The 14510-nt window shown below is 42.0% G+C and carries 14 protein-coding genes; 8 read left to right on the top strand and 6 right to left on the bottom strand.

What is annotated here, in order from left to right; all coding sequences use genetic code 11:
- The first annotated feature begins 11 nt into the window (after positions 1-11).
- The 6 genes from ACHZA2_RS01265 (at position 12) to ACHZA2_RS01240 (ending at position 4873) form a co-directional block, all read left to right on the top strand.
- Positions 12-914: an ATP-grasp domain-containing protein gene (locus tag ACHZA2_RS01265; protein ID WP_319578185.1), complete on the top strand. Its 903-nt coding sequence runs from the start codon at positions 12-14 to the stop codon at positions 912-914.
- On the top strand, positions 901-1839 hold the full coding sequence (locus ACHZA2_RS01260) for a hydantoinase/oxoprolinase family protein (RefSeq protein WP_319578184.1): 939 nt from the start codon (positions 901-903) through the stop codon (positions 1837-1839). The genes ACHZA2_RS01265 and ACHZA2_RS01260 overlap by 14 nt, the downstream gene beginning before the upstream one ends.
- 18 nt (positions 1840-1857) lie before the next feature.
- Entirely contained in the window at positions 1858-2775 is a 918-nt protein-coding gene (locus ACHZA2_RS01255) for a tetratricopeptide repeat protein (RefSeq protein WP_319578183.1), read from the top strand.
- Positions 2772-3404 (top strand): HD domain-containing protein, encoded by a 633-nt coding sequence (locus ACHZA2_RS01250; protein WP_319578182.1) that lies wholly within the window; start codon positions 2772-2774, stop codon positions 3402-3404. The genes ACHZA2_RS01255 and ACHZA2_RS01250 overlap by 4 nt, the downstream gene beginning before the upstream one ends.
- A 192-nt stretch (positions 3405-3596) precedes the next feature.
- Positions 3597-4100 (top strand): hypothetical protein, encoded by a 504-nt coding sequence (locus ACHZA2_RS01245; RefSeq protein ID WP_319578181.1) that lies wholly within the window; start codon positions 3597-3599, stop codon positions 4098-4100.
- A 212-nt stretch (positions 4101-4312) separates the two neighbouring features.
- Positions 4313-4873, top strand: coding sequence for a hypothetical protein (locus ACHZA2_RS01240; protein WP_319578180.1), 561 nt, complete (start codon positions 4313-4315; stop codon positions 4871-4873).
- 22 nt (positions 4874-4895) lie between these two features.
- On the opposite strand, the gene ACHZA2_RS01235 is transcribed toward ACHZA2_RS01240, so the two are convergent.
- The 6 genes from ACHZA2_RS01235 to ACHZA2_RS01210 form a co-directional block, all read right to left on the bottom strand.
- Entirely contained in the window at positions 4896-5780 is an 885-nt protein-coding gene (locus tag ACHZA2_RS01235; protein ID WP_319578179.1) for a hypothetical protein, read from the bottom strand.
- A 479-nt stretch (positions 5781-6259) separates the two neighbouring features.
- Entirely contained in the window at positions 6260-6505 is a 246-nt protein-coding gene (locus ACHZA2_RS01230) for a hypothetical protein (protein WP_319537906.1), read from the bottom strand.
- Complete coding sequence (locus ACHZA2_RS01225) at positions 6502-6771, bottom strand: hypothetical protein (RefSeq protein WP_319578178.1); 270 nt, start codon at positions 6769-6771, stop codon at positions 6502-6504. Before ACHZA2_RS01225 ends, ACHZA2_RS01230 begins: the two co-directional genes overlap by 4 nt.
- Before the next feature lie 351 nt (positions 6772-7122).
- Entirely contained in the window at positions 7123-7356 is a 234-nt protein-coding gene (locus ACHZA2_RS01220; protein WP_319578177.1) for a type II toxin-antitoxin system HicB family antitoxin, read from the bottom strand.
- A 524-nt stretch (positions 7357-7880) separates the two neighbouring features.
- A complete protein-coding gene (locus tag ACHZA2_RS01215; protein WP_319578176.1) occupies positions 7881-9041 on the bottom strand; it encodes an MFS transporter in 1161 nt (386 codons plus the stop codon).
- A gap of 404 nt (positions 9042-9445) precedes the next feature.
- Positions 9446-11776, bottom strand: coding sequence for a PEGA domain-containing protein (locus ACHZA2_RS01210; protein ID WP_319578175.1), 2331 nt, complete (start codon positions 11774-11776; stop codon positions 9446-9448).
- Positions 11777-11902: 126 nt separating this feature from the next.
- Between ACHZA2_RS01210 and ACHZA2_RS01205 the strand changes: the two genes are divergently transcribed.
- Both ACHZA2_RS01205 and ACHZA2_RS01200 read left to right on the top strand, forming a co-directional pair.
- The gene (locus ACHZA2_RS01205) at positions 11903-12271 is read left to right on the top strand and encodes a heavy metal-binding domain-containing protein (protein WP_394698449.1); all 369 of its coding nucleotides are present in this window, start codon (positions 11903-11905) and stop codon (positions 12269-12271) included.
- Positions 12272-12409: 138 nt separating this feature from the next.
- On the top strand, positions 12410-13504 hold the full coding sequence (locus ACHZA2_RS01200; protein ID WP_319578173.1) for a glycerol dehydrogenase: 1095 nt from the start codon (positions 12410-12412) through the stop codon (positions 13502-13504).
- The last annotated feature ends 1006 nt before the right edge of the window (positions 13505-14510 follow it).

Genomic DNA, 14510 nt, shown 5'->3' with positions numbered 1-14510 from the left:
CCTGTTCTACAATGAGAGTTCTCCTCGCAGAATATGCAAGTCATCATGATCCTGCCCTGGCACCAGAAGGTGAAGCGATGTTACGCACTCTACGTGACAGTTTTACCCGGTCAGGATACGAGGTTGAAATGCCAACGCCAGGTGCCGATTTTGCGGATGAGCTTCGCCGACTGGCACCCTCATGCGAGGAAGCACTGGTTATTGCACCTGATCATCTGCTTGCACGGTATACGAAGATCGTTGAGGATCTGTCACGAAATATCGGGTGTAACTCTCTTGCGATTGCAGTCTGTGCAAATAAACGCCGGACAGCAGATACCCTCAAGGCCCATGGAATCGATGTCCCTGCAGAGGTCACAACAGGGAAACGGGTGATCAAGGAGATCTCCGGTTGCGGTGCGGTTCATATGAGACTTCGCGATGAGGAGCCCGGGACCGGAGAGTTTGGCCAGGAGTTCATCGAAGGCGAGCACTTCTCTGTGAGCATGGTTGGCAGCAGGGTTGTTGGTGAGGTCTGTCTGTACTATACCGGTGAAGGGCCGATGGTACTCTCACTAAACAGGCAGAATATCAGTATCGATTCAGATGGCAATTTTCACTATAACGGAGGAGAAACCCCGGTCGATCATCCACGGGCTCAGGAGATCATCAGCACTGCGAGAAAGGCAGCAACTGTCCTTGGATGTCAGGGATACATCGGGGTAGATCTTGTAGTTTCTGCTGACCGGATTGTTGTTGTTGACGTAAACCCACGTCCGACTGATAGTATTGTGGGTATCGCTGTAATCATGGAAGAAGAGATTGCCGATATCATTGTGAAAGCATCGTATGGAAGATCTCCTGAGAAGGTGACACTTAAAGGAAAGGCAACATTTGGAAAGGATGGTTTGGTGACTGTCAGTGATCGGAATTGATGTTGGCGGGGCGAACCTGAAAGTCGTCGATAACGATGGTGTTCATATTCATTACTGTCCGCTCTGGCAGGAAGCACCAATTCAGGAATTACTATCACCATATGCCGGGTCAGAGAATGCAGCCGTAGTGATGAGCGGGGAACTTGCAGACTGTTTTTCATCAAAGCAGGAAGGGATCGGGTTCATCGTTTCAGAAGTGCAGGCCGTCTTCCCTGATGCCATCTTTTATGGTATGGATGGAAAATTTCACACATCAGCAGTTCCGGAGCTTGCAGCTGCCAACTGGCTGGCCATGGCTGATATGCTCAAAAGCCGGTATCCTGATGCAGTGCTCGTTGATATGGGGAGCACAACAACTGACATCATCCCGCTCAATGCATTTGATTCAATGATTGGGCAGACTGACCTTACCCGTCTTCAGCAGGGATACCTGGTGTACTGTGGTCTGCTCAGAACCAATGTTGCCACTCTGATTCATAGTGCAAATGTCAACGGGATCAATACTCCCGTCAGTACCGAATATTTTGCCTCAACCGGAGATGTGTATGTTGCACTGAATCGGATTGAGGAAACTCTCTTTTCTGCTGATACTGCCGACCGGAAAGGAACAGACCGAACTTCCTGTTTAAGACGGCTCGCTCGTGTTGTCTGTGCAGATCTGGAAGAGATCGGAGAGAGCGGAGCACTTGATGTGGCCCGGTCTGTCTATAATGTCCAGATGAACTTAATTACCAACGCTGTCCAGAAGGTTGTCCAGTCCCATAATGCAGAAAAGGTTATCTCAGTAGGGATTGGTTCAGGGCTTGTTGCTGAATGGACTGGAGGGAGAGATCTATCAGCGGAACTCGGTGAATATACAGATGCTATGCCAGCGTATGCAGTTAAGGAAAAAGCAACATCTTTGAGTGATGTAGATTTTTTGTGATGAATGAGATGAGATGAAATGGTCAAGGTTGAGAGTACGTTTGGTTTTTGCTTAAGAGTATGGCGTCAGGAACTAATCCTGTCAGTTGTCTTGATTACCATCTTCATGTTGTTTCTTTTGCCGTGTGCTGATGCAGCACCGGCTGATGTCACCTCGGTTCATACCTATCAGACTCGTGCTCCTGTTGATTATGATCAGGAGGTTGAGACCGGAATCAGGGATTATAATACATGGGTTACTGCTGGAGAAGAACAACTCAGATCATCCAAGTACCAAGAGGCTCTTGAGTCTTTCAACAAAGCTCTAGTTGCCTGTAATAAAGGCCGTATTTTTGGATCTGATAAGGCCCGGGTGCTCACCGGAAAAGGTGCAGCATTTCTTGGTCTTGGGAGATCAAAAGAGGCTTTGACTGCATATTCTGAAGCTCATGATCTGGATCCCCTCAATACTGCTGCCATCATGGGGCAGGGTAATGCCAACACCGGACTTGGTCAATACGATGATGCTCTTTCAGCTTACAATTCAATTCTCTCACAGGATCAAACCAATCTCTCGATCCTCATTCAAAAAGGGAATGCTCTCAGCCTCCAGGGGCGTGCACAGGCAGCCATCAATGTGTACAAGAGTGTTATAAAGATTGATCCTGCAAATGCAGATGCCTGGGCTGGTGAAGGAAAGATGCTTGCATCCTTAAACCGTCACAAGGAGGCTGTTGAGGCGTACAATCTGTCTGTGACGTATGATCCACATAATTCAGATACATGGACCAATTATGGAAAGAGTCTCTGGATTCTTGGTCAATATCAGCAGTCACTTGATGCGTACAACAAGGCACTGGCGATTCTGCCTAATGATCCGTTGGCCCTTGAAGGAAAAACTACTGTAAGCGGACTCATGTCCCGGTACCAGAAGGCAATGTCACAGGCATCAAAATGAAAACTTCTGATTTTTCTGAAGTATCTGGAGATTTCATTCGGGATGCAGGGGTAGAGGAAGTCCGGTCTTTTGTTTTGGATCGTCTTCATGCCCACGGAGCACATGGGCTTGATCACACAATGCGGGTCACTGCTCTTTGTGATCGTATTGGGAGAAAAGAATCGGCAGATATGATAATTCTCATCTCTGCAGCCCTTCTTCACGATATTGCCCGGCCACTGGAAGAATCAGATGGCATTCCTCATGAGGAAGAAGGTGCCAGGATAGCAGAAAAATATCTTCCATCTCTTCATTATTCAAATGTTCAGGTTCAGGGGGTAGTTCATGCAATCCTGACTCACCGGTACAGATCAACAAGACTGCCGGAGACTCTGGAAGCAAAGATTCTGTCTGATGCAGATAAACTTGATGCCATGGGAGCAGTGGGTATAGCCCGGGCTTTTATGACCGCCGGTGAGAGAGGCGGAGAGATGCAGGATGCCATGGATCATATCGATGATAAATTGATACATCTGAAGGATTTGATGTATACAAAAACCGGGAAGGAGATCGCTTGTGAGCGACACCGGGTTCTTGAGAGATTTCGTGAGATCTATAATACAGAAACCAGGCCTATGTTACAAAAATAAAACTGGTGTGTTAAGGTAATACTAAACGCTAAAGACATGTATACTCAACTTTGTGAAAGAGGAGTAGTTGTTATCCCTACCTGTATAGAGTTTGAATCAATTATTATCGATTTTCCTAATTAACTATCGCCCGATCACTTTCGCCCTGTTTACTAAACCTTTAGATACAGGTTGCCAAGATCCTGGTATGCCATGCCTCCAGTTTTACACCCGGTCATATCGGGATCATCAGGCTCCTTCTCGATAATTGTTGCACCATCCGGGATCTTATTGGAAGCGCTCAGTACCGTACTCAGTTCGTATCTAACTCGGTCCCTCTACATATGCGGGAATTACCCGGTTTATCTCACAAAAATCATTGTAGATCACAACAAGATCAGGGTCAGGCGGGCTCTCACTGCATATCAGATTCTTACCATTCTTGAGGAAGCCAATGAATCCCTAATTCTTTTTGAGCATGATCGGACCTGGTATCAGGATGCTCCACAGCTCATACCGATTATTGGAGAGGTCTGTAAAAGAAAGGCAAATACACCACAGTTGATCATTCTGTTTTCAGATCGATTAGATCAATGGCTCTCTCAAATTGATCCGTATAGTAGCCGGGTTGTGTATTATTTGGATACCCTAGCAAAACCGAAGAAAAAACAGTCACCAGGAGTAACTCACCAGAATGCTCTCGAAGGACTCTGGTGATCAGGATTGACTCCTTATCTCCGGTCAGGGTTGAAGGGGTCAATCGTGGATCCATCATTCGATCCAATGAGATCGATATCAATTACTACCAGCAGGTTAGGTCAGGTATGGAGAGAAATGGAATTTGTGTATCTAATCTGCGAGATATAATCTGTAAACACTTTCGCGGTGTTTGAATCATGTTCATATACTGCTGATGATACCATATAGCGATGAGGGATCATACCAATCCGCTCAAAAATATTCCTCCCGAGGCTTTTTCCATCTATCAGGCAGCACACAAGGATTTTCTTACATGCCTGGCCGACATTCCAAGACGATATCCAACCGGTCGAATCACGTATATTAATAATCACGATTATGTTCCTTTACTTCAGTTTAAAGAAGAGGAGCAGGATAGACTCGATCACCTGAAAATTGGCAAACTCTCAGATTTACTTGAATATATTTCAACTGATACTTCAGCGATTCTTTTTATAGAGTATCATCTCTCCTGGTTCAAACCTGACAAGGAGGAGGAGATGAATCAATTCAGTGAGGTCTGTAAAAACCGGGCACGAAAGGGAGGACCTGTTGTGGTGGTTACTGCAATAATGGACAGGAACCTGCTAGGCCTGGAAGGGAAAGCAGATCATTTTTTTCAGGTCCGTACGTGGGAGTTGAAAAAAGGCCGAGCCATCAAGGAGCAGACGTATCTGGACTCATTACCGGCTAGTCAGATGGGTACGATGGAGAAGAGGAGAGTATACGGACAGACGAAGTTAGAATGGTGAGGAGAGAGAGTACACCAAGATCTTATTTTCGAATACTTGGAGGTAAAACTTGAAACTGGACACTATAACAATAACCGACTTTTGGTTCGTTTATCCGCCATTTAAAGCAAGTAGAATCAAAAATTGGATCTTCAATAAGCGCTAATTCATTGAAATCCCAAATTCCAACAGATCTATTCGTAATTTTCTTAGTGATACCTAATTCTTCTATTTTTTTTATCCGGTGATTTTCAGGAGCATTAACTTCAAGAGTAGCACACCTAGTTGGCGAAGTCGTAATACATCCTGCCCATTCACCTTTTTTAGTTAACATTTTTTGAAACAGATGCTTTTGACGAAATTCAATATTGATATCAGCGGACCAATTATGTTTCAGATTGATAGGAACAACAGCCCAGACTTTAGCTTCTGATATTGGACTATCTCTATAATTTAAGATATAATGTGGTTTAATTATTTGATCTCCATCAAATTCATTAGGTTTGTAGATTTTATCATATTTTGGATTTTTCAACTCGTCATAATATTTTACACTCAACTTAGTGACTTCAGGAATGTAATCTTGTTCTAGAGATTTATCATAAACATCATAAAACCAAGGAATATAAAAAGTGGTGAAAGTTGAAGAACCTAGATAAGTTAAATTATAAGCTCGAATTATTTCAGCACCAAAAGACTCATTTAAATTTATAATCACAGATTGACTATTTACAATATGCTCGTGCTTTAAAAAGGAATGAATTATAAATTTTCCATGATTTCTGTAATTTAAGTAATCATCAATATGGATTTTAAAATCTTTAAAAATAACATAGAGAATAGTTGAAAAAATAACAGCAATTACAAAAAATAATAAAAAAATAAACCTATTGAATTCAGCAATTGGTGATGCCGCAATAATAGCCATGAACAGGGGGAAAAAAAATACAAGATAAGGATTTTTTGTAAGAATATTTATTGGCTCTTCCATATATCAATAATTGATTATAAATTCATAACTTTTTCTAAATGATTTTAATATAAAAATTTCTTACACAGAACGGTAATCCACGATTAGGAGTGAGAATAAAAGTCGAAGTGAGAAGAACCTACACAGGTACGATAAGCATGTGGGCTAAGATATAGACACAAAATATTTTTTCAAAAGGGGGAAAAGAGAGATGTTGAGGTGATTTGGGATAATCTCTCAGGCGTGCGAGTGTCAACCACAGTTTGCAGAACATCAGAGATCTATACATGGCGTTCTGAGTTTCACAAGGAATTGCCGAGACTCAATTACTCAGTCATAAAAGAAACAGGTATCCCTATTTCTTTCCAATCTCCCCAGAAAGGCCAGATTACTCCGGCACATAGATATTCACACTGATCGTTTTTAACAGCAATGAATCAGAACCGGATCCATTTCAGGAGCCCGGATAACTGGCTGACGTGATCCATCGATGAGGCCGCAAGAGACAGAGGATCGATAGATACAGATCCGTCTTCTGCTTCCTCAATACTGGTAATCACAAGCTCCGCAAACTCAACGGATTCATACGCGAGTTTCACATATTGGCGATAGAGAAGGATCGCCGCAATTGTGTTTATCACGCTCAGAGATCCAAGAAACCCGGTCAATATTTCCCAAATCATAACCTCCCTCCATACTTCACAAAGTCCCTCACGCTCATATTTCCAGATACGAACCCTCTGGTTTTCAGAGTGTCATTCCCTTCAGACTGTGATCCGAACCCGAGCATACCGGAACCGTTCACAACGGTTCCCCCGGTCAGTCCGGATCCAACAACCCGCGAGATCTCATAACTTCCGTTCTGCAGCATCCCTGTAGTATACAGATCAGATACCTGGGCGGCTTGCACCCGGGATTCAGTCAGAAATGTACACGCGACTTCGTCCACGACATTCGGACGAATTCGGGAAATTAGTGACGGTGTCGATCGGAGTAATTATTTTCCTCTCCGCTGACTTTATGACGCCTTTGGTTGTAAAGTCTGCCAACTTTTTTCTCCACCCGGATTATTTCGGTATAAATAGATTTGCCGTTGGTTTATATGCAGAAAAAAAGATGATGAGAACGCGTAAAGAATTATGAGTGAAATTTCATTTCATGCCCGTCTATGTGTGGGCAAGAAAAAATAATCCGACTGATTAGATCATGAACTGATGTATCGTCTGATTTGATATATCCGACCCTGGTTTTCCAAATAGGTCAAATATGAGTATCTCTGACTGGATTATCAGTCCAATAATTATGCTTGAACAGGATTTACCTGAACACGACTAATAATGAGATCATTTTCAATAGGTACGGGTTCATTCTCCTCTTTCAAACATTCTATATGAAGATCTATCGCTTCTTTGACATTTCTCATTGCCTCCTCGATTGATTCGCCTTGTGAAAAACAACCTGGAAGCGTGGGAACTTCAACCCAAAATCCCCCTTCTTCAGCGGGATGAATTATTATCGTATATTCCTGCATCATTACTCCTCAAGAAATCTCACATATTCTTCTTCAGAAAGTCCGGCTTTTCGGATTGCAGATTTTAACAACCCAATTTTTACCTCTCCAGAAATTGGAATGGTAATGAGTTGACCATTGGGCATTTTAATATTTATTTATATGATCACCTTTCCCTTTTCTCGGCACTCCTCCGGCCTTATAAAAACCCTTTAGTGCCTCCTGCCCTTTTATTCCTTTTAAAAGACTCATATCATTCAGATTAGATATTGAATATACCAAATTCCCGCAGTATTGTATCTGTTTTTTGATAGTTCATTCTTTGAAATTACTTGACTGTCCAATTGACTGTAATATTACCCTATAATTGATAATCTTTGTTGCGTTAATGGATACATTAAAGATTATTTTTAGGATAATCGAAGGTGTTTTTCTACTTTCAATCCACCAAAGTCCATAAATCCGACTTTTTCCGGACTTGCAATATATTTAAAATCTGATGAACAATAAGGAGAGTTATTCGAAAAATTATTCTTTGCCAACTCAAGTTACAGGGTATTAAACAAATATTTCATTCTATACGTCATCAATGCAATAACCAATCCAAAAACCCCTGCAGTGACAAAAACAGCGGCAATACCTGAATATGCCAGAATTATACCTAAGATTATAGGAGAAAAACTTTGACCAATGTATCTCATACAACTATAAATTGAGATAACACCGCCTCTTGACTCAAGTGGAGATATCTGTATAATCTGGGCGTCAATGCATGTCTGTGAAATTACGAGTCCTAATCCAAAAAGAAGTAATAAAAGAACTACTCCGATTATTGAAGGCACAACAGACATTAGTAGCAGTGATAACCCTACAACTATGAATCCCGCAATTATCACCCTGATTAATGAATACTTGCCTGCAAAATACCGCACCTTTGGTGCCATCACGACACAAGCCATGCCCGGGACAGCGAGCATGATTCCTGATAATCCTGAAGTAAAGTTGAACTCACCCTTGAGCATAAAGGGCACATATATCATCATGGCAAATAATAGATAATATATCGAGAAACCCATAAAAATGGTATAAAGTATTGGCAAATTTTTGAGATATTTGAGAGCTTCAATGAGACCTTGGTAACTGCCCAGCTCCTTCTGCTTTCTTGTTTCAGGAAGAATCATCATAACAACCAAAGCAAATGGCAGGGAAAGGGCATAAAAGAGAAATGCGTAATTCCATCCAAAGGTTGCCAGTCCTCCTCCGATAATTGGCGCAAACACTGAGCCCAAGGCAAATGATATACTGATTTTACTCATTGCCCCGACACAATCAATACCAGTGTAAACGTCACCGATAATCAACATGGCGAGTGAGGTTATCGCGGCTACTCCAATACCCTGGATGAATCTCATTACTAATAACGAGTTCACATCAGAGACAAAAAAACTGACAAGACCTGTACATCCATAGATTACAAGACCGGTCACGAGTATTTTTTTCCGGTTGATGCAATCGATGAATTGTCCGATAATCAACGTGAATATTGCAGTAGAGATAGTGAAAACTGACATGAGCATCCCTACCCCCTGGGTAGTTGTATGCAGTGGTCCTACCATTTCAGGTAATACCGGTGTAATAAGGGCTCCTCCGGCCATTGCAAAAAAGGCAGTTATACAGAGCAGGACAAGGTGATGAGTTTTAAATTCCATGATAATTCTGTTTATTTAACATAATTCTCGATATATTCTAAACCATATCAACTAAAGAATTCACGATTAAATTCCCATGGTATGAATCAAATTCCGATAAGAGTATATCCTCCCATTTAAGGGCAATCTCTTTTATATGAGGCGCTATCTGTCTTCCCGTTTATATATATGAATGATTGTCTTATCCACTTTTTTGAAATACCTGGTGTTCGTCTGGAGAAACAAACGATTCCGTCATTATGATAAAAAAAAGAGTTAGAATATATCAAATAACTTTAACTAACAACTGAAAACTATACAGAAGAGATAATTCGAATAGATTATCCGTGTTCAATATTTTTATTAGAAAGGTATTTTTTCTATTCTATATATCTACCCTGAAAAATGAGGTGTTACCGTTTTATTCAAACCGATACAACCACCGGGACAGCATCCATCATAACAATTATTTCATGACCTTTTTCAGTGGATGATGCCCAAATTCCCCAGGAATCATCTACCATCTCCGCATATCCCAGCGTGAGTATGCTGTTGTCTGATCCATCAAACATAGGAACCCAGGCATAGCCACCACCGTCAACTGCAGCAGCAGTAAGAAGACCTGAAGTGCTTACCCCGTTCTGATCGATATCAGCAGTGCTGTTTGGATCAAATGAATGAAGCAGCATATTTGATGTTGAAGAGTATGAACCAGTCTCGATATCAGCCTCTGCCACTTCCCTGTTGAGATCCTTTGCATGGACAACCGCAGCATGAACACTCTCTTTCATCTGTGCTGGATCACCGGTAAAGACCGGGAGTGTCATTCCATCAACAGGGGTTACTGCTGATAGAATAATTCCGCTGATCGCTGGCCTGACATACAGAAGAGAGACCGGTTTTTCTCCTGTTGTCAGGTTTGTAATATACAAACTCCCGCCTCCCATTTTGGCTAGAGAGGAGATTAAAAGACCGGAAGATACCGGATCTGAATTCTGCTTTGATAGATTTACTCCAACCAGTTCAGGGTTTGCTACATCCGCAAGAACCGTGCCATTGAGATCCAGAGCCAGAATATATTTCGTGTCACTGGAAAATCCACTAGAAGGATTATTGAAGTCAGCAAGTGCCTGTGTTCTTCCGTGAATAGAGAGATACGATGCTGCATCATCTGACAGGGTTATTAAACCCGGGGTCAGGTTCTGCGTTGTGTACTGAGTGAGTGTTACTGAAATCTGACTTGTTGTTCCGTCTTGCACTGTTGTTGTTGTTGAAACAGGTTCATATCCCGGATACGTGAGGATGAGAGAGTGCGTACCGCTGGGGATATTCTGAAGAGTCATTGGAGTTTTACCCTGTGGGCGTGAATCCAGAATCACTGAGGCACCTGATGGTGTAGAGGTAACAGCAATTGATCCGGTGTGGATTACTGTCCCTTTAGGCGTGAGTGTTCCATAAATAGATGTTTCTCTTCCTGCAACAACATCAACGATACCTATCCAGTCAAGATATCCGGGAATTGAAACTCTGACATTGTAACTATCAGGATTCAATCCATAAATCCGGGCCGGGGTGACTCCACGGGTTATACCATCAAGAGTAACTACCCCGCCACTTGGGAAGGATCGTATAGACAGTGTCCCGGTTGGCGGGAAGTACCTTGGAAGGGCGACTTCGACCTTGTTCTCTTTTCCTGAACTGATCTCAATGCTTTGTGTTACCGGCTGATATCCAAACTTCGCCAGTTTCATTGTGTAGGTCCCGGTTGGTATGGCATCAAAGTGTGCGGGAGTGATACCATAAACCACATCATTCAAAATGATAACAGCTCCCCACGGATATGTATTGACTGTGAGTGATCCCGTCGTAGATACCTGGTTTAATACGGCTGATACCACGGATTCTGCTCCAGATGCTACAGTTACTGTTGTTGTGTAAGGTGTGTATCCATCTTTACTGATGGTAACAGTATGGGATCCTGGAATTATTTCCGGGTACGTGTGAGGGGTTGTCTGAATATCAGATCCATCAATTGCTACTGTTGCCCCTGATGGGGTTGACGTGACTGATATTGATCCATTTAGAGGGCTCGCCTGCAAAGTTGCTGTTATTATCTCAGTTGTCCCCGCAGCCGGGTTATGATCAATGGTTGAAGTCCAGTCCTGGTATCCACTCTTTTCCATTTTCACCGTATGCGGTGTGCTGCTGCTTTCATCAACAGCCACAGTCACGGGTGTTGTTCCTGAAGAAGAGCCATCAAATGTTACTGTCGCTCCTGAAGGAGATGAAATAAAACTAAAGTTTCCTGAAAGAGCCAGGTTTGTTATTGGGGAATCGGCCTGGATATTCAGATTACTTATACCTGGTTTTAATGATATTACTGGTTTAATAGTCGGTTGTAATGATGGAAGAAGAGTAGGTGTAGCAGTCGGTGTGGGAGTGACAGTAATATTAGATACTATAACTGGTTCTTTTGGTGTTGTAATCGGCACGGTTATAGGCTTAAGAGAGGGGACGAGCGTTACCTCTTTTGTTGGTGTTACCGTTGGTTCTGTTGTTGTCGGTACCTGAGTAACTTCTATAGTAGGGCTGCTGGTTGGAACTGTGGTCGTTGGCAGAATGACGACAGGCACCTGGGTAATAACCGGAGTTATATTAGTTGTCAGGTTAAACAGCAGGTTACTGGTATTCGTATCCGCTGCAGAAGGCGAGTTGACAACGAGACATATGAGAAGTACTAGTATCCACAACCTCATAGATCCATACTACTCATGCTTTGTTGAAATGGTTATGGGTTCTTTCTATTATCTTATATCATACCTTCTCTCTGATTGCCATGATGATCCATAACAAAAGCATGTTATCCTCCAGGTACCCACGTTATGCAGATGTCATCTGATATTCTCATAGTCAGCACTCCATATGTTCCGGGCTATAAGATCGTCCGGCAGGTCGGATTTACCTGGGGTCTGATTGTACGTAGCAGGGGTCTTGGTGGAAATGTTGTTGCCGGTCTCCGAACTATTCTCGGCGGAGAGATTCATGAGTATACACAACTCCTGAATGAATCACGCTCTCATGCTCTGGATAGAATGAAGGATCATGCCATGGAAATGGGAGCAAACGCGGTCATTGGCGTTGCATTTGATTCATCAGAGATTGGACAGTCGATGACCGAGGTGCTCGCTTATGGGACTGCAGTTGTTGTGGAACCGGAACAAGAGGAAAGTAAACCTGTTCGGTTGAGTTGAGGATACCGTACACAGGTGTGTGGTTCCTGTGAGGTTAAGCATCCATTATTGAACCTTTTTTCTTTTGTGGTTGTCATTGTTGGTTTCTTACTGGGTAATTCTGGGAGAACACTAATAGTTCCAAAGATGAGATACTGTATGATGTCCAGAGTACTCGCGTCACCTTCAAAATATATTCAGGGAGCAGGAGAGCTTTCGCGAATAAAAGATCATATTTCCAGGCTGCATGGGCCGTATCTCTTTGTCATGGGAGGTTTTGCATACACTCATTTGAAAGGTATTATCGAGGAAAGTTTCAAAGGTTCCGGGGCAACGCTCGTCTTTGAAAAATTTAATGGAGAATGTACTCATAATGAAATTGAAAGGCTCCGAACGGTATACTCATTAAATCATTGTGGAGTAGTTATTGGCGTTGGGGGAGGCAAAGCTCTGGATACTGCCAAAGGAGTATCTTATTATGAAGAATGTCCGGTCATATCCATTCCAACGATTGCATCCACTGATTCACCCACAAGTGCAATATCTGTAGTCTATACTGAAGATCATGAATTTGATGGCAACCTGATTCTTGCAAAAAATCCAGAAATAATTCTTGTAGATACTGAAATTATTGCTGAGGCACCGGTTCGGTTGCTTGTTGCAGGGATGGGTGATGCTCTCTCGACATATTTTGAAGCGATGGCAAACGTTGCTTCACATCATGAAAATTTTGTTGGGGGAACATGTACGAACTCATCAGTTGCATTAGCAAAACTCTGTTATGAGATTTTGATTCGGGATGGAGTTCAGGCAAAAAAATCTGCAGAAAATAAGAAATGTACACAGGAACTTGAAAACATTGTTGAAGCAAATATTTATCTGAGTGGGGTAGGGTTTGAGAGTAACGGGCTTGCCTGTGCCCATTCGATCTACAACAGTCTCACTATTCTCCCTCAATGCCATCATATGTACCATGGTGAACTGGTAGCATTTGGTACTGTTGTTCAACTGGTTCTTGAAAAGCGTCCGGATAAAGAGATACAGGAAGTATTGCAGTTCTGTACCAGTGTTGGGTTGCCAGTTACCTTTTCTGGTATCTGTTCCGGTGAAATGAGTTCTGATGATATCATGAAGGTTGCTGAGACTGCATGCAAGCCCGGGTCATTCATGGAATGTGAACCATTTGCTGTAACACCACATATGGTCTATGATGCCATGATGAAAGCAGATGCCCTTGGTCGTGAATTTATTTAAACAAGAAATGAGTCGGTGACCCCGGTAAAATTTTTTTGGTTATGAGGTCTTTCTGATTTTCTGAATCCAGAGAGAGTAATCAGGGGAGAATCAGATTTTGATCTGAATAAATTGGGCATGAGGAATAAAAGTTTCAATAGTTCCGGTCTAAATATCCTGACAGAGGATTTCATCATTGGAGTACACTTGAAAAGTGTATCAGCATGTTTAAGTTGTGTAGTCTGGAAAAGGCGATAAAATTATGGCTTATTTCAGGATCCCCTGGATAATATCCTTTATTGGTCAATTTATCAATGATTTAACCAGTTTTTGTATCTGAAACCTCCCCTCTGGTTGGATATCGCGGATCTAATTTTCAACCAGACTCTGCTGGTGATTATAAAATGCCTTTTCTACCGGGAACAATTTAAAATTTCCAACCTCAAATTGGCATAATATACGCGGAGATATTTGTTTGCATTGACACATCGAGAATGACAGATCTCAATGGCAGGCAGGGTATTCATCACCCCACTTGTATCTATTAATAAAAACACCTTGAGAAAACGATTTAGTTGACTTAATTTAAAAATAAAGCCTAAAACTTGACTTTAAATAATGTGAGACAATACCCGATCTAAATAATGGTTAAATCGTAAAAATACCTGATTTATAGCCGAATTTTTTCCACCCTGTGAAATGTTGGGTTAATGAAATCTTATCCTGGGATTTGAGTAATTGCTCATGGAGAGAATATTGACCTTATTTATACAAACCAGATGACGGACCTCCTCATATCCATATATCGTTATTGAGATGATGCGGATTTTTAATTCTTATTTATCAGAATTCATCGAACCATTACATAAAAACCAATAACTTGTGAAATATTGCTCATATGGTACAATTTCTATCAATTCAATTGTGCCGCAATGATGGCAATAATAAAACCAGGTATATCTTTGATCATTGAAATCCAGCAAGAGAGTACTAATCAAAGGAATTATTCAAATGATCTATCGTCACA

The organism is uncultured Methanospirillum sp. (genome assembly GCF_963668415.2).
In the GTDB taxonomy this organism is placed as follows: Archaea; Halobacteriota; Methanomicrobia; order Methanomicrobiales; family Methanospirillaceae; genus Methanospirillum.
This window is presented reverse-complemented; position numbering and strand designations above follow the sequence as displayed.

Coding starts and splice junctions, on each gene's coding strand:
- ACHZA2_RS01265 (WP_319578185.1), top strand. CDS start 12: ATGAGAGTTCTCCTCGCAGAATATGCAAGTCATCATGATCCTGCCCTG.
- ACHZA2_RS01255 (WP_319578183.1), top strand. CDS start 1,858: ATGGTCAAGGTTGAGAGTACGTTTGGTTTTTGCTTAAGAGTATGGCGT.
- ACHZA2_RS01250 (WP_319578182.1), top strand. CDS start 2,772: ATGAAAACTTCTGATTTTTCTGAAGTATCTGGAGATTTCATTCGGGAT.
- ACHZA2_RS01245 (WP_319578181.1), top strand. CDS start 3,597: ATGCCTCCAGTTTTACACCCGGTCATATCGGGATCATCAGGCTCCTTC.
- ACHZA2_RS01240 (WP_319578180.1), top strand. CDS start 4,313: ATGAGGGATCATACCAATCCGCTCAAAAATATTCCTCCCGAGGCTTTT.
- ACHZA2_RS01235 (WP_319578179.1), bottom strand. CDS start 5,780: ATGGCTATTATTGCGGCATCACCAATTGCTGAATTCAATAGGTTTATT.
- ACHZA2_RS01230 (WP_319537906.1), bottom strand. CDS start 6,505: ATGATTTGGGAAATATTGACCGGGTTTCTTGGATCTCTGAGCGTGATA.
- ACHZA2_RS01220 (WP_319578177.1), bottom strand. CDS start 7,356: ATGATGCAGGAATATACGATAATAATTCATCCCGCTGAAGAAGGGGGA.
- ACHZA2_RS01215 (WP_319578176.1), bottom strand. CDS start 9,041: ATGGAATTTAAAACTCATCACCTTGTCCTGCTCTGTATAACTGCCTTT.
- ACHZA2_RS01210 (WP_319578175.1), bottom strand. CDS start 11,776: ATGAGGTTGTGGATACTAGTACTTCTCATATGTCTCGTTGTCAACTCG.
- ACHZA2_RS01205 (WP_394698449.1), top strand. CDS start 11,903: ATGCAGATGTCATCTGATATTCTCATAGTCAGCACTCCATATGTTCCG.
- ACHZA2_RS01200 (WP_319578173.1), top strand. CDS start 12,410: ATGATGTCCAGAGTACTCGCGTCACCTTCAAAATATATTCAGGGAGCA.